Source organism: Arthrobacter flavus (assembly GCF_039526005.1).
Classification (GTDB): Bacteria; Actinomycetota; Actinomycetes; order Actinomycetales; family Micrococcaceae; genus Arthrobacter_D; species Arthrobacter_D flavus.
The window spans coordinates 218,100-240,850 of the sequence record NZ_BAAAIJ010000007.1; the positions used below are offsets into that span (position 1 = coordinate 218,100).

Sequence of the window (22,751 nt, forward strand, 5' to 3'; positions counted from 1 at the left end):
ATTGCTCTGCACTCTTTGAAGGGATCTGTTCATGGTCGAGAAGCGACGCGGATTGGGACGCGGGCTAGGAGCTCTTATCCCAAGCGCCCCGGTCGAGGAAAAAGCCGCGGGAATCGAAGCAACATCACCGCGTGGTGGACGGCCAGCTGATTTGTTTTTTCCTTCCGCACCGAACAGGGATGAGGCGGGAGATTCCGGCGACGGCTCGGACCGCCCGCAGCGAAACGCTTCGGGGATCAACAAGGACGCGCTGACAGCTTCTACCCGAGGCTCCAAACGAACTCCGGTCAAGAAAACCCCGCGGCCCCCCAAAAGGGTCACCAGCGACAGCGCACCCGTGGACTCTTTAGAAGATGCTGCTACTGAAACTCCCGTTGCGGTAGAAGAGACCAGCCCGGCATTGTCAGAATTGACGGTTGATGGGGGCGCGGCCGTGGATGAGAATTCCGGTCCTGTAGGCGGCCAGGGCCTCGAACTGGAGAACAATAGTTCTGCAGATGAGTTTCCATCAGACCTCACCTCAGTGGATGTTTCACGTGAAACAGTAGCCCAACCGGTGGACTCAAACTTGATGGAGGTACCTGGTGCCACCTTTGCTGAAATCCCCGTCAATCTGATTCACGCGAATCGAAAGCAACCTCGAAGTGTCTTCGACGATGACGAAATGGCTGAACTGGTCAACTCCATTCGTGAGATCGGCGTTCTCCAGCCGATCGTTGTGCGCCCGTCATCCGAGGGTGGCGAACAACCCTATGAACTGGTTATGGGCGAACGGCGCTGGCGTGCAACCAAGGAAGCCGGCTTTGCCCTGGTCCCGGCGATCATTCGGTCGACGACCGACGACGATCTCCTCAGAGACGCTCTCCTGGAGAACTTGCACCGTAGTCAACTGAATGCGCTTGAGGAGGCAGCAGCTTATCAACAATTACTGGACGATTTTGGCTGTTCCCACGACGAGTTGGCAGACCGTATCGGTCGTTCTCGCCCGCAGATTTCCAACACTCTCCGCTTGCTGAAGTTGCCCCCGCTAGTCCAAAGGCGGCTAGCCGCGGGTGTTATTTCGGCCGGCCATGCCAGGGCGTTGCTGGGGCTGGGTGATCAGGTCGAGATGGAAAAGCTTGCCCAGAAGATCGTAGCCGAGGGTCTATCAGTGCGGACCACGGAAGAGCTCGTCTCGATGAACGATGGTCTTCGTCGTCCCGTAAAGCCGAACACACCGCGTGCCGGAGCGCGTCATGAACGGTTGGACTATTTGGCGTCCTCTCTTTCCGATCGCCTGGATACCAGCGTCAAGATCACACTGGGTGCCCGTAAGGGCAAGGTGAGTATCGAGTTTGCCAGTGTTGATGATCTGAACCGCATTATGGGAGTGCTCGGTACGTCCGGGGGGTCCTAGGGCCAACAAGTGTACGGTTTCACGTGAAACAGTCCGGCATGTACAGTCACGTTGCCCGACAGGGTTGGTTCCCTTACCGGTCCGCACTGTTGCACCTCTAACACCCTTGCCTGTTGCCGCTTCGTTCCATATTTCGATCCTCGTCGTAAGTGTTGGACTCATGTGTTCGATATTGGCAGGTTGGTTGAGGTGAGGATGTTGTCCTGTTTAGTCATATCCTCCGCGATCGGCTGTTCTAACTCCTCCGATCATTTGTTGTTTCACACAAGACCGGGTTGTTAGGTTCCGATACCAACCGGTGATCGCGGGACACACTCAAATCGCTGGAAACTCTCAACTCGCGCATCCAGTCGCCCGAAAAGCAATTTCTAACTCCGTGGCTCGTGGGCGGCCGCAGATCTAGTTTCACGTGAAACAACGCTCCATACGGGCACCGCTGCACGTGGTTGACTGATCTTAAACAGCCCGGCGTGACCTTAGCGGCAGATCAATCCTCTAGGAGCGGGTCGATCTAGCCTGATAGTTGGTGAGAACTGTCCCCGCCTGGCTCATCAGTTTTTATTAGGTTTGGGAGGTGGTTCTACCCCTGGGAAGCGGCTGTTTTGGCATCCACGCTCCCCGATGACGGTGCAGACACCGCCTGTTGGGCTGACTGCTTTGCAATGACGGCAAGAAGGAGCGTTTCACGTGAAACAACGAGGCATACGGGCACCGGTGCACGTGGTTGCCTGATTTAGAACAGCCGCGCGTGACCTTAGCGGCAGATCAGTCCTCTCGGAGCAGGTCGATCTACCCTGATAGTTGGTGAGGACTGTCTCCGCCTGGCTCATCAGTTCCTGTCAGGTTTGGGAGATGATTCAACCGCTGATAAGCGGCGGTTTTGGCATCCACGGTCCCCGATGACGGTGCAGACACCGCCTGTTGGGCTGACTGCTTTGCAATGACTGCGGGAAAGACGGTTTCACGTGAAACTACTCATCAACACTGCCTGGCCCGATCCTGCTAGGCAAGTATCGGGTCGATATCTCTGCCTGTCTTTCCCGAGTGCCCCAAATGCTGGATCGCTAAGCTACATTGCTAGCTCAGTTCGACATCATTGGCTGGTTCTGGCTGGTCTTCTGATCGAGGACACCTGGTTTCGCTGTCTTGGGTCGTCGTCTGGGATGTCAGTTCATCGGCCGGAACGATCGTGGGGCGGAGAACACTCCAATAATCGACGTCCGTGCTGGTGCAACCGAAGTACGAAGAGTTGCGTCTTCGACTTGATCACCTTGCGCAACACTCCCTGGTGGATACTGGTTTCACGTGGAACGACTGCTGCGCGCCCGAACATCTATGATTTTGGGCGCCCATAGTCCACGGTTAGTCGTCGGCACGATAGAGGTATCAGGGAATTGGCTGGCCAGGGAATTGACTGTGAAGTGGGATGTCACCCGCTGCTGCCGTGGTTCCCCATGAACTGAGTTAGGCCCGGCGACTAGGGGCGCTGCTGATACCCACGAATGTGGACAGTCTATCCGGCTGGACGGGACTGATCTGGGTCGAACGTCTCCGCGCGGTTCACTAAGGGGCGTCCTGTGATGTCCATGGCCTCTTGCATTATCCGCAGATATGGTCTCTTCTTGGTTCGGTGTTCCAAACTGTAACGGGTGCTCAACCGTTTCTGTCCTGATGCAAGGGCTCGAGCAGTGTGAAGGATCGCTATCAGAAGGTCCGCTGTGATGGTCGCAGTGTGCTCAGGCTAGCAAGGCGTTGGGGCCGATCCCTGCATCAGTGACTCTCGGCATTCGCATAACTGCCAGCTGTTTCACGTGAAACAGCTGGCGTCTCTCGTCCTGGCTTGCTGCTGTGACGAGCACCCTCGTATCCGGGCGGCTTTGAATCTGTGGCTAGGCGGGACTTTGCGGCTCTGATTATCGACGCTGCGAGGGAGTGAGACGCGACATCGTGGGCTACTTCGCGACCGGGTGACACAAAGTGGTGATTCGGGTTTCACGTGAAACAGTGACTGGGCACTAAAAAGGCTGCCGTTTCGTAGAGAAGGGGCAGCCTTTTTAGGGAAATGCAGAATTAGACTTCTTTACTTGAGGAAGTCAGCAAACTCCTGCTCCAAAACCTGCTTCGGCTTCGCACCGATGGACTGCGCTGCGACTACCCCGTCCTTAAAAACATAGACAGCCGGGATGGAAGTGATTCCATACTTTGCAGCAGTAGCCGGATTGTCATCGACGTTCAGCTTCACCACATCAACCTTTTCCGAGTGCTCTCCAGCGATTTCATCCAGGATGGGCGAAAGTTTACGGCACGGCCCACACCACTCGGCCCAGAAGTCGACGAGCACCGGTTTTGTTGATTTCAATACATCGGCGTCGAAGGACGCGTCGGTAACTTCTCTTGCGGTCATGGCTACTCTCCTTGGGTGGTGATGGATACGCGGGCTTCTTCCGAGACGTGTTCGGCTGGCGGTGTCGGGACTTCCGCTGCCGTGTCTACCGAGTCTCCGAGGTCCGCGAGATAATGCTCCACGTCTATTGCTGCGACACAGCCGGAGCCGGAGGCGGTGATGGCCTGACGGTAGGTAGGGTCGATCACATCCCCCGCGGCAAACACCCCGGGGATAGATGTCTTGGAAGTGCGGCCCTGCACGGCAATGGTGCCTTCGGTGGTCAGTTCGAGCACATCCCGGACCAGGTCCACGCGCGGATCGTTGCCGATAGCAACAAAAACTCCGGTGACAGGTAGATGCTGGGTTGAATCGTCTACAGTGCTTGCCAGGCGCAATCCGGTTACCTTGGAGTCGCCGTCTATTCCCACCACCTCGGAGTTCCAGATAAAACGAACCTTCTCGTGGCTCAAAGCGCGATCCTGCATGATCTTGGATGCACGAAGGGTGTCGCGCCTATGGACGACGGTTACTGAGCGAGCAAACTTGGTCAGGAAGAGGGCTTCCTCCATTGCAGAGTCGCCACCGCCGATCACCGCGATGTCCTGGTCCTTGAAGAAGAACCCATCACAGGTTGCACACCAGCTCACACCGTGTCCTGACAGACGCTTCTCATCCTCCAACCCGAGTTCGCGATACTCGGAACCGGTGGACACAATAATGGACCGGGCGCTGAAGATCTCACCTGTGCCGATAGTGACCTTCTTGACCGCTCCGGACAGCTCAAGCGAGGTGACATCCTCAAACAGGATCTCTGTGCCGAACCGGACAGCCTGCTTCTCAAACTGCTCCATCAGATCTGGTCCCATAACGCCTTCAGGGAAGCCGGGGTAGTTTTCCACATCCGTGGTATTCATCAGTTCACCGCCTGCCTTGACGGAACTGGCAATCATCAGAGGTGCCAGGTTCGCTCGGGCGGTGTACACGGCGGCTGTATAGCCGGCCGGACCTGAGCCCACAATGATCACATCGTGGATCTTCTGTGGATCGGTGCTGGTGGTTCCGGTTGTGCCGGTTTCTGTACTCACGGGTTTGGTAGACCTTCCTTTGGTGACACCACTATTGAAGCCTGGGGCCCGGCTGAGCGGTCATTTATAAGAACCGCTTCTGGGTCAAGCTTATTCCGTCCGCGAAACGCTCCGGTCAACGAGAGGTGAAGCTCAGGAGACGCTGATTTCCGCTATCCGAACCCCCCAGGGGAAGACGGCTTGGACGTTGGTCAAGCGCGGAAGCTGGGTGAGGTTGACAATGATGTACTGAGCGGTGGCGGGCTGGTCAGCCGCGCTTGGTGGGACAGGGATGTTGATTGTCGGCCCGGTGAAGGAGCTCTGCGCAATCTGATCAGCGCCTTCCAGCGTGGGCTCGTCGTTCAGGAGAACCGTGAAGCTGCCACCGGAGCCGTTGAGCTGCTCGATCTGGATTTGGCTGATTGTTGATTCTTCTTCCAGTTCGACGACGAGAGCCATGTTCTGGGCCAAACCGCCAAAAGTCTCGTTCGCGTAGACGAGGCTGCCCCAGAAGCTACCAGGATTGCCATCGATAATCAGAGGGAGATCCGCGTCGGTTTCAGCGTTCAGCTCGGGGTTATCCGGCACGAGGCGTGTCACATTCGCCGCGACTGGCTCAACTGCTTCCACCGTTGGTTCGGGATTTTCCTCCGGTCCTTCGGCAGGAGTGGTTGCGACATCATCGGACGGTTCCTCCGCCACCTGGGTGGTGTCAGTGCCAGCCAGGGGGTCAGGCGAGAAGTAGTTGCTGAGCTGGTTGACGGACAGGGCAACGACAGTCACCAGAATGATTGCGAGCACCACTCCGACGAGAACCCGGGTGTACTTTGGGTTGTTGCCCTCGTCATTATCCTCAGCTGGGTCATATTCGTCATACTCGTCAGGGGCTTTACCACCGGAGGCGGCCGCAGCGGGAAAGTGCGACGCGGCCCGGCCTGAATCGTCTGCACGCGTTGCGTCGGCGTTGTAGTCGCTGTCTGACCAGAGGGAAACCTTTGGCTGGTCCTCGACACGGGGTGCCGAATCCGGTGCAGGGGGAACCGCCGACGAGGCGGACGTCGGGTTGGCTGAGGTGGGTGCGGGACCTCCGTCGGCGGCTCCCGCCGTGACACCGGCGCCAGCTGCTGCAGCTCCCTTGCCGAACTTCGGCAGCCGGGCCTTGGGCAGCCGGGCCTTCTTTTCGGGCTGGTCGTCGTCGTCGTCGTCGTAATCGTCGTCGTACGTCTCGGGTTCGGTGGAGCGGGGACCGCCGAAGATTTCCGATCCAAGGGTGTCGGTGAAAAAAGGTTCCACAAACGGTGCGTCCTGAGGGACGACGAGATCCAACAAATCAGCCGGGGAGGCGCGGTTGGTGACCAGATAGGTGCTCTCATCGGTGACGCCCAGGTCAAGAACCTGAATGTTTCCCGCCCGTTCACCGGTGGCTACTTCCCGGGCGGTAGCCGCTATTTGGCCGGCGTTGGAAGCTGAAGCGACCAGGATGCTGACTGGGCGATTCAGCACCTGGTCCATACCGTCGAGCACGAGGTCCCGGTCAGCAGAAGCCAGTACGTAGGCGGTGACCTTGTAGCGGCCTCCCAATACTGATCCGACGTCTACTGGTTGTGGCACGTGTTCCTCCCGCGGAATGGATGGATGCTGGGGCGCTGAACAGAATCCTGGTCAGCGCGTGAAGTCAATTGCAGATGATTCCCACCAATGCTACCGGTCAGCACCGCGGATCCGCGGGTTTTCAGCTCGCATGCCGGTGCCGATTTCACGTGGTACGGGTGAATCGGGACAGGAGGGGAGCCAGGAATTCATCAAGCTCCTTGATGCGCAGAACCTTGAGCATGAGCAGGTAGACGAGCGCCATCAGCGTGCCACAGACTGCGAGCACGCTGAAAGCGGCGAGGACTGATTGCCAGACAAAGCCTTCGATGCTGTAGCCACCGAAGAGCCAGAGCGTTCCGGTACCGACCGCAGCGGACACCATTCCGGCGAGGACAAGCCGAACGTGGACATCGTAGACGCGGCCCGCACCGTAGGAGCCGATCTTGCGTACCAGGAACGTGTGGCTGACGACGACGGCGATGATGTTGCCCAGCGAGTAGCTGACAGCCAGCAGTGGAACAATGTACTCCGGCGCAAAAGTCCCGGAAATGAGAGCCAGCGTCACTCCGATTACGGACAGGATGAGCTGGATCCTTAGCGGAGTGACGGCGTCCTCGGCTGCATAGAAGACCCGGTTCAGGAAGAAGTTGGCACTGAGGAAAGGTGCTCCGATGGCGAGCAGAGAAATGAGCACCGCGTTGAGTGCACCGTCTGGCCGGATCCCACCGGAGAACAGCATCCCCAGTGGTACTGCCAGCGCCAGGAGAACTGCCGCACCGAAAACTGTTGCCACCCCCATGATGCGAAGGCCCCGTGACAGTGTCTCCTTGATCAAGGCCAAATCGTTGCGACTATGGGCTGCCGCCAGCTGGTTGAACATCACCGTGGCGATGGAAAGGGCGATCACCGAATGGGGCAGGACGTACACCATTGTTCCGATGTCCAGGTTAAAAGGTCCCGCGATTTGCTGCGGCGGCACCCTGGCGAGATAGTCCGGGCGTGCTTCGGCCGCGATCGAAGCAACACGGATGTTGACCAGGTACAAACCGTTGCCCACCAGCATGGTGATGATGGTGATGGAAGCGAGTTTTCCGGTGCGGCCCAATCCCACCCCTCGCCATCCGAATGTTGGCTTCAGGCCCAACCCGAGCCGCTTCAGCGGCCAGAAAAGGACCAACGCCTGAATGACGATCCCTAGAGTGGTACCCCCCGCGAGCAGCAGTGTCTGGGGTGAGGTCCACGACTCCGGTGTGTGCGAGCTATCGAGCTGTGACCCCATCAAAACAATGAAGGCCACCAGCGCAGCAATCGACACAATGTTGTTCGCGACCGGCGCCCACATGTAGGGGCCAAAGGAGCCATTGGCGTTGAGGACCTGACCGACAATGGCGTAGAGGCCATAGAAAAAGATCTGCGGAAGGCACCAATAGGCAAAAATGGTGGCCAGCGCCAGGCGCTCACCCGAGAAGTCGGTGACCAGTGTCATGATCAGTGGTGCGGCGAGAGTGACCAGGGCAGTCAGGACCAGAAGGACTATAACAGCGAGGGTAATGAGGCGACTGATGAAGTCGGCACCCCGGTCAGGGTTCTGCGTCGCCTTGATGATCTGCGGCACCAGGACTGCGTTGAACACTCCGCCAGCAACCATCAGATAGATGAAGTTTGGCAGGCTATTGGCGATGGAGAATGCATCCACCACCCCGCCGGAGGCGCCGAGCGCCGTCGCGAGGAGCGCTACCCGGACCAGTCCGAGCACTCGAGACACCAGGGTTCCCGCCGCCATGATGGCGCTCGAGCGCGCCGTCGTGTCCGGGGCTTCAGCGGAAGAGCGCACGCCGTCGTCGCCTGAGGGCTCAGCGGTGTCGCCAGATTGAATCACACGACGGCTGGGCAGTACCCCAGCGTCCTGAACGGGGAGGGAGGCTGTGTTTGAGTCCGACATCGTTGTCTATCGTCTCACCACTGGCCCCGTGGCGATAACGCGGACCTATAGGTAGTCCGGGAGGACTTCCCGGGCGAGGTCAGCGATGCGGCGCTCATTGGGGAAGGAAAGTTTCTTTCCCAGCTCAGCCAGCGGAACCCAGGCCACATCGACTGCCTCGTGGTCCGGGTCATTCTCGATGGTGAGCTGGCCACCAGTGGAGATCAGAAGATAGTGGTGAACCGTTTTGTGAACGCGGTGCCCGCTGACGGTGAACCAGTAGTCGATACTCCCCAAAGCAGCAAGAATCCGGCCCTTGATGCCGGTTTCTTCCTCGATTTCCCGCACCGCCGCTTCGGAATTGTTCTCTCTACCTTCGGGATGACCCTTCGGAAGGCACCACTCAAGTCGGCCGCCACGGTTCAGCCGGGCAATGATTGCTACGTTGAGCTGCTCATCGGAGGTGTCGACCACTATGCCGCCTGCAGAGACTTCCTCGACGGTTGGGAGTGACTGGTGGACCTGGGGCGCGCCAGCACTGCCCATTGACACTGTCAACGGGGTCCGCTTGGGTGCGCTTGGAACAGGACGGTCCATGCAGTCCACTCTAACGATCTTTCGCTTCGGTTGATGACGATCGGCAAGCTCGACCGTCCTCCCGGGCCGGTACCAGCGTGTCGACCGGTGCCGGCACCCACCACCCCCATAGTGGAATTTGCCGGAGCATCTGGCACCCTTTAAGCACTATGGTGCACCTGTTAGACAACTCAACCCTTACCGCTCCGCTACCCCCGGTTGTTACCGAATTGGGACGGCTCTTCGTCGCCGCCGGATATGAACTGTCGCTCGTGGGCGGGCCGGTGCGTGACCTCTTCCTGAACCGCACCTCCCCGGATCTCGACTTCACCAGCAACGCCACACCGGACCAGACCCTGAACGTCATCCGCCCGTGGGCCGACTCCTACTGGGAGATGGGCAGAGACTTCGGCACTATCGGTCTCCGGAAAGACGGATTCATGATCGAGGTGACCACCTACCGGGCAGAGGCTTACGACCCCGCGTCCCGTAACCCGGTTGTGGCCTTCGGGGACACGCTCGAGGATGATCTGCTGCGTCGTGATTTCACCATCAATTCCATGGCGCTTCGGCTTCCGTCAATGGAGCTGGTGGATCCCTACGGGGGCCTCAAGGACCTGAAGGCGGGGCTGCTGCGGACCCCCGGGGCGCCGTCGTCGTCGTTCTCGGATGATCCACTGCGCATGATGCGGGCCGCACGCTTCGCCTCCCAACTGGGGATCGAGGTGGCCCCTGATGTGTCTGAGGCGATGACAGCCATGGCCCAACGCATCACCATCATCTCGGCCGAGCGGGTCCGCGACGAGCTGGTGAAACTGGTCCTGGGGGATGCACCTCAGCGGGGCATCGACCTGATGGTAGAAAGCGGATTGGCCGACCACGTGCTTCCCGAGGTGTCGGCGCTGCGACTGGAAATCGATGAGCATCACCGCCACAAGGATGTCTACCAGCACTCGTTGACTGTGCTCGAGCAAGCCTGCCGCCTGGAAACGGGCGCTGACGGAGCCGTACCCGGACCTGACTTCGTGCTGCGGTTTGCCGCGTTGATGCACGACGTCGGCAAACCCGCCACCCGTAAATTTGAGCCCTCCGGGGCGGTCAGTTTCCGGCACCATGACATGGTGGGATCCAAACTCACCGCAAAAAGAATGAAGGCCCTGCGGTTCGACAACGACTCGATCAAGGCTGTGGCCCGGCTGGTGGAGTTGCATATGCGGTTCTACGGCTACGGCGAGGCCGGTTGGTCCGACTCCGCGGTGCGCCGGTACGTCAACGATGCAGGGAATCTACTGGAACGGCTGCACCGGTTGACGCGTTCGGACGTCACCACCCGGAATCAGCGCAAGGCGGAGCGGCTGGCCTTCGCCTATGACGACCTGGAAGCGCGAATCGAGGCGCTGGCCGAACAGGAAGAACTGGAATCCATTCGCCCGGACCTCGACGGAGCCCAGATCATGGGACTGCTGAACATCAAACCCGGCCCGGTGGTTGGTCGGGCGTACCGATTCCTGTTGGAGGAACGAATGGAACATGGACCGCAGTCAGCCGAAAAAGCCGAGGCGGTGCTCCGCACCTGGTGGGCGTCACAACCAGAGTCGGCGACATCATGAGCCTCTCCGGCGCCGCTTCGCCAGACCTGACCCCAGCAGGAACTCCGCTGCCGCTCCTCTGGCTGATGCGGCACGGGGAAACCGAGTGGTCCCGGGACGGCAACTACACGGGTCTCACCGATCTGCCCTTGACCGCCAGCGGCGAGGAGCAGGCGGTCGACGCTGCACGGCACCTCGGAGGGATAACATTCGACACTGTCTTGTCCTCACCGTTGCAGCGCGCGGTCCGGACGGCGCAGCTGGCGGGTTTCCCTGATCCGGAGATTCTTCCGCATGCCCACGAGTGGGATTACGGCGACAACGAGGGACGCAACAGCGCCCTGGTTCGCGCGGAGAATCCCGGGTACCTGATCTGGAATGACGGCGTGCCGAACGGTGAAACTCTCGCCCAGGTTGCTGAGCGCGCAGACCGGGTTGTCTCAACGGTCCAGGCGGGCTGCGGTACCCCAGCAGACCAGGATCCTTCCGCGTATCCGGCCCGGAACGTTCTGCTCGTGGCGCACGGGCACTTCCTGCGGGTGGTCGCCGCACGGTGGCTGGAGATGGACCCCGGCCAGGGCCGACGGTTCGTCCTCGGCACCGCAGCGGTGTGCGCTCTGGGCTGGGACAAGCGGACACCGGCCATTGTGCACTGGAATCTTTGACACCCGACTGAAGCCGTTCTGTTGGTGAACCGGTCAGGCTGGAGGCTTCCGTTCCCACCCCGGATAGGTAACCCGCCTCAGCAGCGCCTCCATCGGGCCGATCCCGAATCGAGATAACCAGAGTCGGCTGAGCGCCAGCTGGGCACCAAACAGGACGACGACGACAACCATCACCTGGGCCGGCGGCAGGACATTGGTCAACCCGAAGCCAACACCAGTGAAAACGATCACGAGCACCAGCGACTGGCCCAGATAGTTAGTCAGCGCCATTCGTCCGGCCGGAGCCAGGGCGCCCAGGACGGCTTGTCCTGGCGGCGAGCGAAAAGCCAGCAGCAACAAACACACGTACCCGGCCGTTTGAAGGGGCGCGGTTAACGTGGTGATGCCGGTCGAGACCAGAGAAAACCGGTCGCGGTCGGCGTAATACAGCAAGGCGGACTGGGCCCCAGCGGCGAACAAGCCGATCGGCAGACAGATGATGGCAATCCGACGCAGCGTTGAACTGCTGACGGGTCGTTCGAGGATCCCTCTCCGCGCGGCGGCGAGACCCAGAAGAAACATCGCCAGGGACAGGGGTCCCTGGAAAAGCATCACTGAGGGGAGGGCGATGAGGTAGTTTTCCACATTCACTGCCAGGGCGGACCCCGGACCAGCGGTGAGGGCTGCGACGCTCGGGGCGGGGATCACGCCGTCGCCGACTGGATCGCCAACAGCAGCGACGAAGGCTCCCACCAGGGTCAACAACAGGGAGATGCTCACGGTTATGCCCACGGCGATCACGACGGCCGTCCGCGCGCTTATGGCCCGAACGCTGAACAGGACCACCCCCATGACCGCATAGGTCAACAGGATATCGCCGAAAAACAGCAGGAAGCCATGAGCCAGCCCGAGCATCGCGAGCCCCGCCAAACGGCGCAGCATGCGAGGACCCAGCGGCACGCCCGCCCGGACGGCGGCCCGCTCCTGCAGGGCGAAGCCGTAACCAAAGAGAAACGCGAACAGAATGTAGAACTTGCCTTCGAACAGCATCGTCACGATGAACCGGACTGCAATGTCCGACGGCGAGGAATGGTCCGAGCTGAGGTCGCCGGTGAAGGCCCAGGGGTCGGCGAAGAACCAGATGTTCACTGTCAGAATGCCAAAGAGCGCGAAGGCGCGAAGACCGTCGAGCTCTCGGAGTCTTTCCACGGCTGCCCCATCTCACTGGTCAGAACCCGCAGTCGCAGGATGCTGTCAGCCTAACTGGGAAGCGCTAGCCGGGCCGAAAGGGGTTGTAGCTGCCAAAAGACCAGGGGTGGGCAAAACAATTCACAATTGGCAGGCAAAAGCCCTAGGCGATTGACCGTCCAGTGGGGTAGCTTTGATTTGTGCCATTGGGAGTTCTCAATCGAGTGATCGCTTGATGGATTTCGGCACTGTCTCTATTGGCGCACTAGAAGAAAGGGAGGTGGGAACTGTGAATACAAAGCTACGCCGATCGTTTACCGCGTACACCAGTTCGGCCTCCGTTGCTGCGCATTAGCTAACTGCTGATTCGGTCGCCCTCCCGTTTGGCGGGGGACGACCCTCTCTCGGTATCCCTTTTTTGCTCAGGCGGGTTCCGCCTCTCTGTTGCGTGCACTGTCTGCCCGCCCTCCTCGATCGAGGAATCCCTTGGCACCATCAAATTCAGGAGACCCCTGTGTCCACTTTGCTGACCAGTTCCACTTCCCCAGTCCCACCAGCCACCCCAGAGCGTCCGATCCGACCGCATGGCGAGTTCATTATGGCCGGCAATCTCACCACCACCGGAGATCCGGAAACCGGGATGTCCGATTCGCCAGTACCAGCCATGCCCAACTATGCCCGTCGAGAGGAGGTGCACATCATGCTGAAGAAGCTCAGAGACAGCGTCTCCCTGTGGAAACGAATACCCGACCCACCCCCGCCCGGCGCGAGGGAATCGGTTGACCGCTTCGTCCTGCCGCAGCACACCATGTACGTCAAGTAACTGGTTCATCCACGCTGCGAGAGGCCCGTTGATGACCTTGTTCAACAACCGCGAAGGAGGATCTGATGTACATCATTAGTCCCACCACCAGAGAAGCCCGCGCTTCCCAGCGCGGGCTTCCGCCTTTAACGGACGCGAAAATTCGGCACGTTGCAGCCCGACACGGAATGTGCAGCCTGCACGGCACGTTATATGGTCAGTAGCGGCGGCTAACTGTCAGACAATTCAAGCGCTCGATAAGATCGGGAGCATTCAGGGGAGAGGAGAACTTATGCCTCCGGTAAAGCGTGTGGCAATGCTCTCCCTGCATACCTCCCCGCTGGATCAGCCAGGAGCCGGCGACGCCGGAGGGATGAATGTGTACGTGCGATCCCTGGCCCTGGAGTTGGCTCGCGTCGGGATCGACGTCGAGATTTTCACCCGCGCAGCCTCCGAGGGGCAACCGCACTCCGAGGAACTCGCGCCAGGGGTCATCGTCAGACACCTTCGGGCGGGGCCGCAGCGCAGGGTACCCAAGGAACAACTGCCGGGCCTGTCCGAATCCTTCACTGATGCTATCGCCGAGGTGACTGACCTCCTGGCGGACGGCCACTTCGACGTCATCCACTCCCATTACTGGGTTTCCGGGAGCGTCGGTCTAACCGTCGGGGCCAGTCTCAACCTTCCCCTGGTGCACTCCATGCACACCATGGCACGTGTCAAGAACATTCGCCTGCACGCTGGTGGGACACCCGAGCCGGATGTCCGGGTTGCCGGGGAACAGGCAATTGTCGACGGCGCCTCCCGCCTGATCGCGAACACTTCCACCGAGGCGGCCGAGTTGGAATCCCTCTACGGTGCTGCACCCGACAGAGTGGATATCGTGGCGCCCGGTGTCGATCTCGACACGTTCAATCCCGAGTCACGCCCAGAATCTAGAGCATCCCTCAATTTCGCGTCTGACACTTTTCACGTGGTTTTCGCCGGGCGGATCCAGAAACTGAAGGGACCGCAGGTGCTGGTTGCCGCCGCCGCTGACCTTGCGTCACGGCGCCCGGACATCCCGCTGCAGCTCAGCATTCTGGGGTCGGGCAGTGGTGCGGAGGCGCTGCGGTTGCAGCCCCTCATTGACGACGTCGGTCTTCAGGACCGGGTGAGACTCTACCCGCCAGTCCAGGCGAACCAGCTGGCTCATTGGTTCCGTGCGGCGGACCTCGTGGCGATGCCTTCCTTCACTGAATCATTCGGGTTGGTGGCGCTCGAGGCGCAGGCGTGCGGCACCCCGGTGCTCGCCGCCAATGTGGGGGGCCTGCCGCAGGCCATCAGCGACGGTCGGACCGGCACCCTGGTTAACGGTCACACACCTGAGCAATGGTCGGCTGCACTTGAAACCATGTACGACGACGCCGCGACCCGCACGTCGCTGGGCAGAGGCGCCGCCATTCACGCCCTTGCCTTCGGGTGGCAACGCACGGCCCTGCTCACAGCGCAAAGCTACCGCACCGCCGTCGAGCGATTCCAGGAAGCCGCAGCGCGCTGATAGTCCTCCGCGTTGGCTCACAACGAGGGCACTTAGGATAGGTCTGTGAACTCCACCGAACTTGCTGCCTACCTTGACTCTGTCCAGATCACTGGAGCGGTAGCCACCCCGCGCGAAGACAACCTGCGGCACATGCAGCTATTCCTCGAGGGCAGCGAACACCTTGAGTTTGGTGTCCGCACCACACGCCCCTGGAGTTTCGATGAGGTGTTCGACCTGATGAGCGACAGGGTGGGGATCAGCCCCAACCGCAACCACGTGACGGGACAGGACACCATCGACTCGGCACGGTGCGTGGCCGCGTTGGACCGGTTTGGATCGGTTTTCGGAGCTGCGGTGGCGGCCGGGCATCGCATCCTCTTCGCAACTGGGCACCCGGCCGGTCTCCTTCCGGTGCACGCAGCGCTGGCCGCTGCGGCCCGTCGGGCTGGCGCAACGGTGGTCGAGGTACCTGAGGGGCAACAGTTCAGGCACGGCGACATCCGGCAACTCTTCGGGGTGCTCGTCTGGCATCAGCACGGCGGGCTGGCGCATACTCACTCGCCGGAACCCATGCAGCTGAGCCTCGAACTGCTCGCGGAACTCGGTGAGCCAACCCCTGACCTGGTGGTGGCCGACCACGGCTGGGCAGGGTTTGCCGCCAGCGCAGGAATCCCTGCAGTGGGGTTCGCGGACTGCAACGACCCGGGATTATTCGTCTCAGAGGCAGAAGGGCAACTAAAAGTCGCGGTTCCCCTTGACGACAACGTGTCACCCGGACTCTACGAACCCATGATCGCCTACCTGTTGGACCGGTCCGGGCTGAGCTGAATCGCGGGATGCCGCTGGTAGATTTGACGCTGTGCCCAGACCCGCGGCACCTTATGGGACTCACTCCCGACGCGCCACAAGCCCAGAGGACTGTTGACAATGAAGTCTTTGCCCACCCCGACGAGCGACCTGGAAGTCGCCCGAAACGCAGCTATCCAACCCATTGACGACATCGCCGCCAAAGCCGGCATACCGACCGCAGCGCTCGAACACTACGGTCGGTACAAGGCCAAGATTGACACGGCGAAGCTGCTTCCAAACCCCGGGAAGCCTGCGGGAAAAGTGGTTTTGGTGACCGCAATGAGCCCCACGCCCGCCGGTGAAGGAAAATCGACCTGCACGGTTGGGCTCGCGGACTCTCTGGGACGAAGCGGACGTAATGTCATGATCGCTCTGCGGGAACCATCCCTCGGGCCGATCCTGGGTATGAAGGGCGGTGCCACGGGAGGCGGCTATTCGCAGGTCCTACCGATGGAGGACATCAACCTGCACTTCACTGGCGACTTCCACGCGGTCACGAGCGCCAACAACGCCCTGATGGCATTGGTGGACAACCATATTTACCAGGGCAACCAGCTGAACATCGACCCGCGACGGATCACCTTCAAACGGGTCTTGGACATGAACGACAGGGCCCTGCGCGAGGTGGTGATTGGACTCGGTGGGCCAACACAGGGCACCCCTCGCCAGGATGGCTTTGACATCACTGTTGCGTCAGAGATTATGGCGGTGTTCTGTCTCGCCTCGGATCTGCAGGACCTCAAGCACCGGCTGGCGAAGATCACGTTCGGTTACACCTTCGACCGTAAACCGGTGACGGTCGGCGACCTCGGGGTGGAGGGCGCGCTCACCCTGCTCCTGCGCGATGCAATCAAACCGAACCTGGTGCAAAGTATTGCCGGTACGCCCGCCCTCGTCCATGGCGGCCCATTCGCGAACATCGCACACGGCTGCAACTCGGTCATCGCCACGAGCACCGCTCGCCAACTTGCCGACATTGTGGTGACCGAAGCAGGGTTTGGTGCCGATCTGGGTGCGGAGAAGTTTATGGATATCAAGGCGCGGTATGCGGATGTTGCTCCGGCCGCCGTCGTCATCGTCGCCACTATCCGGGCCCTGAAGATGCACGGTGGAGTAGCCAAGACCGAGCTGCAGAAATCCGACCCGGCCGCACTGGAATCAGGGGTCGCCAACCTGCGCCGCCACGTCCACAACGTGGAGAAGTTCGGTATCGTCCCGGTGGTGGCGATTAACCGATTCGCAACCGACACCGAGGAAGAGTTGGACTGGCTACTCGCGTGGTGCGCTGCTGAGGGAATCGAAGCAGCCGTGGCCGATGTCTGGGGGCAGGGCGGCGGTGGATCTGGCGGTGACGAACTCGCAGCCAAGGTGCTGACCGCTTTGGCGGGGCCGCAGAGCTTCCGTCACCTGTACCCGCTTGAGCTTTCGGTGGAGGAAAAGATCAGGACCATTGTGCAGGAAATCTATGGGGCAGATGGCGTCGACTTCTCAGTACCGGCGTTGCGGAGGCTCGCAGAGATCGAAGCCAATGGTTGGGGCGGGCTTCCGGTCTGCATGGCGAAGACGCAGTACTCCTTCTCCGATGATCCTGCGATTCTCGGAGCGCCGAAAGGGTTCACGGTGCATGTCCGGGATCTGATTACCAAGACTGGTGCCGGATTCATTGTTGCGTTGACCGGCACGGTGATGACGATGCCAGGGCTGCCCAAGGAACCGGCTGCGATGCGCATGGACGTCGACGACGAGGGCGGGGCGGTCGGCCTGTTCTAGGCCCATTCCTGCTGGGCCCGTTCCTTCTGGGATCGGCCCTCGCGGCGTTCACCCAGTGGATGGCCGTCAGCAACACGGACAGGTGGGGTGGTAATTACCGCCCCACCTGTCCGTGTTTCCTACGCGTACAGTCGGCTGCTGCGCAAACTAGACCCGCAGACTAGCGGTCAAGCTCTCCGCGGATGAAGGCTTCAACCTTCTCGTGGGCGATATCGTCGGCGTACTGCTCCGGCGGTGACTTCATGAAGTAGCTTGAGGCCGAGAGGAGAGGACCACCAACCCCGCGATCGAGGGCGATCTTCGCCGCACGGATGGCGTCGATGATCACGCCGGCAGAGTTCGGTGAATCCCATACCTCGAGCTTGTACTCGAGGGAGACGGGTGCGTCGCCGAAGTTGCGCCCTTCGAGACGGACGAACGCCCATTTGCGGTCATCAAGCCAGGCTACATAGTCGGACGGACCGATGTGGACGTTCCGTTCGCCCAGATCAGCCTGAACGTTGGACGTGACAGCCTGAGTCTTGGAGACTTTCTTGGACTCCAACCGGTCGCGTTCCAGCATGTTCTTGAAGTCCATGTTGCCGCCAACATTGAGCTGGTACGTGCGGTCGAGGGTGACGCCCCGGTCCTCGAAGAGCTTCGCCATGACACGGTGGGTGATCGTTGCCCCGATCTGGCTCTTGATGTCGTCGCCCACGATGGGAACACCGGCGGCAGTGAACTTGTCAGCCCACTCCTTGGTTCCGGCAATGAAGACGGGCAGCGCGTTGACGAATGCCACCTTCGCGTCGATGGCGCACTGTGCGTAGAACCGTGCGGCGTCTTCGGACCCGACGGGCAGGTAGCACACCATGACATCGACGTTGTTGGCCTTCAGTTCGGCAACGATATCGACTGGCTCCGCGTCGGATTCCACGATGGTCTCGCGGTAGTACTTACCCAGGCCATCGAGGGTGTGGCCCCGCTGTACCTTAACACCGGTTGGGGGCACATCGGCGATCTTGATGGTGTTGTTCTCACTGGCACCGATGGCGTCGGCGAGGTCCAGCCCCACCTTCTTGCCATCGACGTCGAATGCGGCAACGAACTCCACGTCATTGACGTGGTACTTACCGAATTCGACGTGCATCAGGCCAGGTATCGACGCCGTTGCGTCCGCATCCTGGTAATAACGTACGCCCTGCACCAGTGACGCCGCGCAGTTGCCGACACCAACGATTGCCACCCTAATGGGGTTAGTTCCCACTGTTCTCCTCTTGAATCACTTCTTATGTCGACCCGCCGGATTTTTCCCGCAACGGATCAAACAGCTAATCCAGTCTACTTCTTATTCTTAACACCCGATCGTCCCGAAGCATTCCAACATCCTGATATATCGGTCAGATTCGCTGTGGATGGCCCACTTGATCGGTAGGCTTCAGGGATGGGAACCGGTCAGTCCCGGCGCCGGCCGGTGCGTATTTCGGTGCCGTCGCGTGCCGATGCGCTGTTGCGGGAATTCACTGAACTGATTGGTGGTCCGCTGGGCCGCAAGACCAGCCCGGGCACTATTGATCCCGGGGCATTCACGGTCGAACGCGTGCTGATCCTGTTGACGACGGCGGCGGCGGCGCTTGCCGTTCTGATCAGGAATCCCTGCCGGGTGGAGGGGTGGTTGGGTCCGGACCGCTATTACCGGGCCTGTCATTCGCAGTGGCCCGAGGCCTTTGCGGATCTTGGTGCAGGGACATCCTTCCTGCAGCTGGGTCACTCAGCGCTGACGGGCGCTTTTGCGGGAGTCACCGCCCAACTCGTCCCCGCGGGAAGCACGCTGAGGTATTACGACCTGCATTCGGTGCTGGCGGTGGCAGCGTGGCTGGTCACCGTCTACGCGACCATGCGAATGGCCAACCGGCGGCCGTGGGATGCGGCAATGGTCGCCGTCGCACCCATGATCGTGGTGGCCGGGTTTCTCAGCTGGGATCTCTGGGCGGTGATGTTCGCCGCGCTGGGTATGTTGGGGTTTGCCCGCGGCGGGTTCGTTTCAGCCGGAATCTTCCTCGGCCTCGGAACAGCCGCCGCCGGCTATCCGCTGCTGATCTTCGTCGCGGTCTCACTGCTGGCGTGGCGCACCCGTCTCTTCAGGGGCGCTGCTTTGACGGGATCCGTACTCGCTGCAACGTGGTTGGCGGTCAACCTTCCGTTCGCTGTGTACGACCCGCGAGGGTGGACCACACCGATCGCGGACGCGTTGACCAGGGAAGCCGGACCTTCATCCGTCTGGTTTGCCTACAATTCGATGATGGCCCGCGTGGGGGGCTGGGAAATGAGTGCCGCCACAGCCACGGTGCTCTCTGCGGTGGCGTTCACCCTTCTCTGCGCGGGGATCGCTGCCCTTGCGCTCTTGGCACCCCAGCGGCCGCGACTGGCCCAGCTGGCTCTGCTCCTGGTGGGTGCGTTGATCCTCAGCGGCAAGGAATACTCGCCGCAATACGCGCTCTGGCTGATACCACTGGTGGCGCTTGCCTATCCGAAGTGGCGGACCTTTCTGACGTGGCAACTCTTTGAGGCCGCCCACTGGTGGGCTCTGATGATGTACCTCGGGTGGCAGGCCAGCGGCGGTAACCAGCAGAACAACATCGACTTACCCTACTATTTGCTGGCCGTTTTCGGACATATGCTAGCAACGGCATATATTATGTATCGGGTGACCGAGAGCATTCTTGATCCCCGCCAGGACCCCGTCCGGCGCCTCGGTATTGACGATCCCCAGGGTGGGCCTTTCGATCATGCACCTGACCATCGGAGATCCGGGCGACGCCACGTCGCAGCAATCGGCACTCGGGTACGCTTGAGCCGACCCGCCCCTGAACCGAAAGATCATCCGTGACCGCAGTTGCCCTTCGCTTTGAGAAACTCAGCACGGAAGGCTTCGGAGCCTTGGCGTCGGCCCATCCGGCAGTGCTGATCCCGCTCGAACAGACCCCCCAGTGGGCAGCATTCGAATCCAGCCGTGGGCGTACTCCCTATGGGATCTGGGCCTATTACGACGGCGCTACCCTGGTCGCCGTCGCCAGTTACCTCTGGAGCAGCAGGCGGTTCAGGAAGTCGCTGGTTGCAGTCAATGGGCCGGTCTGGTTCGTTGAGCGCACATCTGACCTGGAAGCACGCTTGCTGCAGACCGTCAGGGAGCAGTTCGGTGCGGACCCGGCCGTCAGGCCCCTCTATGTTCGGCTTCAGGTTCAGCACCTGCAGGATCCGGCGACTGGACCAATCGAGCATGGCTGGTACGAGCGGGAGATCGTCGTTGACCTCACCCCCAGCGAGGCCGAAATCTTCAAGGCTTTCAAGCCAAATGCACGCAACAGCATCCGCCGGGCTGAACGGGCTGGCGTCGAGATCCGCAGTATCGAGAGGTCCGATTGGTCGGCTGTCTTCAGCTCCGAGCTGTTCCCCATTTTGGAAGAGACCGCCGCCCGCGATGGCTTCACCAGCTTTGAGTCAGCCTATTACGAGCAACTCCTGGAGCAACTCGGTGATCATCTCCGCCTGATGGTCGCCTACCTCGACGGTCAGGCGATTAGCTGGCTCATCACCACCGAGTACCGTGGTTATTCGGTGTACTACTTCGCGGCGAGCACCCAGGCGGCCCGGACAGTCTTCGCCCCCTACCTCCTCCTGTGGCATGCCTTCAAAGAACTCAAAGCGGCCGGCAATCGCAGCTGCGGGTTGACCGGCATCGTGAGCGAGAACTACCCGCAGCTCATTAACGTGACCACCTTTAAACGCAACTTTTCCAAGAACATCGTCGAGGTTCCGACCACCTACGATGTGCCCCTGGACCCGGTTCGCTACCGAGTGGTTGCTTTCGCCCTCACGGCACGGCGTACCGTGCCGTCAGCCGCCCGGTCGGTCACCGCAGCAGCCAGGGCGCGCACCGGTGCACTGTTGAGACGGGGGAGCAGCGGTGACTGACGCAGCAGTAGTCGGATCAGGACCCAACGGGCTCGCCGCAGCAGTAGTCCTTGCCCGCGCGGGCCTCAGCGTCACCGTTTACGAGGCAGCGACGACGCTTGGCGGCGGAGCCCGCACCGGTGAACTCGAGACAGACCACCTGAACGATCTCTGTTCGGCCGTACATCCAATGGCCCTTGCCTCCCCGTTCTTCTCCCACTTTGAACTGCAGCGGCGGATCGGCTTCGCTGTGCCGGAGATTTCCTACGCACACCCACTTGATGGCGGTCGGGCCGGGGTTGCGTTCCGCGACCTTGCGCGCACCACCGATGGGCTGGGGCGCGACGGGCCCGCCTACCGCAGGCTCATGGAGCCCCTCGTGCGGAACATCGACGGCACCCTCGATGTAGCGTTGAACCACCTGCTGAGGGTGCCACGCCACCCCATGGCTGCGGTGCGATTTGGTCTGGCCGCCCTCGACCAAGGGACACCGCTCTGGAACCGGCGGTTCAGCACCGCCGCAGCCGCAGCGCTGTTCACCGGCGTCGCGGCACACCCGGTGGGCACTCTGCCGTCCCTCCCCTCTGCTGGAGCCGGACTGACTCTGGGCGCGCTGGCACACGCCGGCGGCTGGCCAATCCCACTGGGTGGATCGCAGTCAATCGCCAACGCCATGGTCGATGACATTCGGGCGCATGGCGGGAAAGTTGTCGCCGACCACGCAGTGCGGTCCCTGTCCGAGCTGCGTGGCGTTCCACTGGTCCTGCTGGATATTGCCCCACCGGGGTTGCTGCAGCTAGCGGAGGGCAGGCTTCCGCGCAGCTACGAACGAGCCCTTCAGCGATTCCGGTTCGGTGATGGCGCCTGCAAGGTGGCATTCATCCTGTCTGGTCCAGTGCCGTGGAGCAACGAGGACGTTGCGCAGGCCGGAACCGTTCATTTGGGTGGCACCCGCGAGGAAATTGTGGCCTCCGAAGCGCAGGTGGCCGCTGGGAAACACGCCGATAATCCGTATGTCCTGCTCTCCCAGCCGTCGCTGTTTGACCCATCGCGCGCACCCCAGGGCCGACATGTCTTGTGGACGTACTGCCATGTCCCCAGCGGTTCCACACGTGACATGGCCGAGGCCATCACCGCGCAGATCGAGCGGTTCGCGCCGGGCTTCCGGGACGTCGTCGTCAGCTCATTCACGACGACGGCGGCCGAACTGGCCACCTCGAATGCCAACTATGTGGGGGGCGACTTCGGGGGAGGGGCAGTGACCCTGTCGCAGATGTTGGCGCGTCCGGTGTTGTCTCATGCCCCCTGGCGGACGCCGCTGGATGGCGTATTCCTGTGTTCGGCGTCGACACCGCCCGGCCCGGGAGTCCACGGAATGGGCGGCTTCCATGCGGCACGGCTGGCCTTGCGGCAAGTGTTTGGGCTGGCGGTTCCGCCGCTCGGCCTGAGTCTCCAAAAAGATCAGCGGAAAACACCGTGAGGATTTTCCGGCGGGCACGTCTTAGTTCTGTAGGTACT

The 22,751-nt window shown here is 61.0% G+C and carries 17 protein-coding genes; 10 read left to right on the top strand and 7 right to left on the bottom strand.

Going from position 1 to position 22,751, the window contains the following annotated elements; translation table 11 throughout:
• Positions 1 to 31 precede the first annotated feature (31 nt).
• Entirely contained in the window at positions 32 to 1,396 is a 1,365-nt protein-coding gene (locus ABD059_RS03330; RefSeq protein ID WP_343877792.1) for a ParB/RepB/Spo0J family partition protein, read from the top strand.
• A gap of 2,080 nt (positions 1,397 to 3,476) precedes the next feature.
• Here the strand turns inward: ABD059_RS03330 and trxA are convergent.
• The 5 genes from trxA to ABD059_RS03355 form a co-directional block, all read right to left on the bottom strand.
• Positions 3,477 to 3,800: a thioredoxin gene (trxA, locus tag ABD059_RS03335; protein WP_019482057.1), complete on the bottom strand. Its 324-nt coding sequence runs from the start codon at positions 3,798 to 3,800 to the stop codon at positions 3,477 to 3,479.
• Positions 3,801 to 3,802: 2 nt separating this feature from the next.
• Complete coding sequence (gene trxB / locus ABD059_RS03340; RefSeq protein ID WP_343877793.1) at positions 3,803 to 4,867, bottom strand: thioredoxin-disulfide reductase; 1,065 nt, start codon at positions 4,865 to 4,867, stop codon at positions 3,803 to 3,805.
• A 132-nt stretch (positions 4,868 to 4,999) separates the two neighbouring features.
• The gene (locus ABD059_RS03345; RefSeq protein WP_343877794.1) at positions 5,000 to 6,457 is read right to left on the bottom strand and encodes an ABC transporter substrate-binding protein; all 1,458 of its coding nucleotides are present in this window, start codon (positions 6,455 to 6,457) and stop codon (positions 5,000 to 5,002) included.
• Positions 6,458 to 6,602: 145 nt separating this feature from the next.
• Positions 6,603 to 8,381, bottom strand: coding sequence for a murein biosynthesis integral membrane protein MurJ (gene murJ / locus ABD059_RS03350; RefSeq protein WP_343877795.1), 1,779 nt, complete (start codon positions 8,379 to 8,381; stop codon positions 6,603 to 6,605).
• Between the two features lie 45 nt (positions 8,382 to 8,426).
• Complete coding sequence (locus ABD059_RS03355) at positions 8,427 to 8,957, bottom strand: NUDIX hydrolase (RefSeq protein WP_343877796.1); 531 nt, start codon at positions 8,955 to 8,957, stop codon at positions 8,427 to 8,429.
• Between the two features lie 149 nt (positions 8,958 to 9,106).
• Between ABD059_RS03355 and ABD059_RS03360 the strand changes: the two genes are divergently transcribed.
• Both ABD059_RS03360 and ABD059_RS03365 read left to right on the top strand, forming a co-directional pair.
• Positions 9,107 to 10,546, top strand: coding sequence for a CCA tRNA nucleotidyltransferase (locus tag ABD059_RS03360; protein ID WP_343877797.1), 1,440 nt, complete (start codon positions 9,107 to 9,109; stop codon positions 10,544 to 10,546).
• Complete coding sequence (locus ABD059_RS03365) at positions 10,543 to 11,190, top strand: histidine phosphatase family protein (RefSeq protein WP_343877798.1); 648 nt, start codon at positions 10,543 to 10,545, stop codon at positions 11,188 to 11,190. Before ABD059_RS03360 ends, ABD059_RS03365 begins: the two co-directional genes overlap by 4 nt.
• 33 nt (positions 11,191 to 11,223) lie before the next feature.
• Here ABD059_RS03365 and ABD059_RS03370 read toward each other — a convergent pair whose 3' ends face one another.
• Positions 11,224 to 12,378, bottom strand: a complete 1,155-nt coding sequence (locus ABD059_RS03370) for a DUF418 domain-containing protein (protein ID WP_343877799.1) — start codon at positions 12,376 to 12,378, stop codon at positions 11,224 to 11,226.
• A gap of 493 nt (positions 12,379 to 12,871) precedes the next feature.
• Here ABD059_RS03370 and ABD059_RS03375 point away from each other — a divergent pair, with 493 nt between their 5' ends.
• The 4 genes from ABD059_RS03375 (at position 12,872) to ABD059_RS03390 (ending at position 17,300) form a co-directional block, all read left to right on the top strand.
• Positions 12,872 to 13,180 (top strand): hypothetical protein, encoded by a 309-nt coding sequence (locus ABD059_RS03375; RefSeq protein ID WP_343877800.1) that lies wholly within the window; start codon positions 12,872 to 12,874, stop codon positions 13,178 to 13,180.
• A gap of 271 nt (positions 13,181 to 13,451) precedes the next feature.
• Entirely contained in the window at positions 13,452 to 14,699 is a 1,248-nt protein-coding gene (mshA, locus tag ABD059_RS03380) for a D-inositol-3-phosphate glycosyltransferase (RefSeq protein WP_343877801.1), read from the top strand.
• 45 nt (positions 14,700 to 14,744) lie between these two features.
• Positions 14,745 to 15,509, top strand: a complete 765-nt coding sequence (locus tag ABD059_RS03385; protein WP_343877803.1) for a phosphatase — start codon at positions 14,745 to 14,747, stop codon at positions 15,507 to 15,509.
• A gap of 99 nt (positions 15,510 to 15,608) precedes the next feature.
• A complete protein-coding gene (locus ABD059_RS03390; RefSeq protein ID WP_343877804.1) occupies positions 15,609 to 17,300 on the top strand; it encodes a formate--tetrahydrofolate ligase in 1,692 nt (563 codons plus the stop codon).
• Positions 17,301 to 17,460: 160 nt separating this feature from the next.
• On the opposite strand, the gene ABD059_RS03395 is transcribed toward ABD059_RS03390, so the two are convergent.
• The gene (locus tag ABD059_RS03395; RefSeq protein ID WP_343877805.1) at positions 17,461 to 18,546 is read right to left on the bottom strand and encodes an inositol-3-phosphate synthase; all 1,086 of its coding nucleotides are present in this window, start codon (positions 18,544 to 18,546) and stop codon (positions 17,461 to 17,463) included.
• A gap of 177 nt (positions 18,547 to 18,723) precedes the next feature.
• Here ABD059_RS03395 and ABD059_RS03400 point away from each other — a divergent pair, with 177 nt between their 5' ends.
• From ABD059_RS03400 to ABD059_RS03410, 3 genes are read left to right on the top strand one after another with little or no spacing between them, the layout of a single operon-like run.
• Positions 18,724 to 20,169 carry a glycosyltransferase family 87 protein gene (locus ABD059_RS03400; RefSeq protein WP_343877806.1) on the top strand — a complete coding sequence of 482 codons (1,446 nt, stop codon included), beginning with the start codon at positions 18,724 to 18,726 and terminating at the stop codon, positions 20,167 to 20,169.
• On the top strand, positions 20,166 to 21,254 hold the full coding sequence (locus tag ABD059_RS03405; protein WP_343877807.1) for a lipid II:glycine glycyltransferase FemX: 1,089 nt from the start codon (positions 20,166 to 20,168) through the stop codon (positions 21,252 to 21,254). The genes ABD059_RS03400 and ABD059_RS03405 overlap by 4 nt, the downstream gene beginning before the upstream one ends.
• Positions 21,247 to 22,713, top strand: coding sequence for a phytoene desaturase family protein (locus ABD059_RS03410; RefSeq protein ID WP_343877808.1), 1,467 nt, complete (start codon positions 21,247 to 21,249; stop codon positions 22,711 to 22,713). Before ABD059_RS03405 ends, ABD059_RS03410 begins: the two co-directional genes overlap by 8 nt.
• The last annotated feature ends 38 nt before the right edge of the window (positions 22,714 to 22,751 follow it).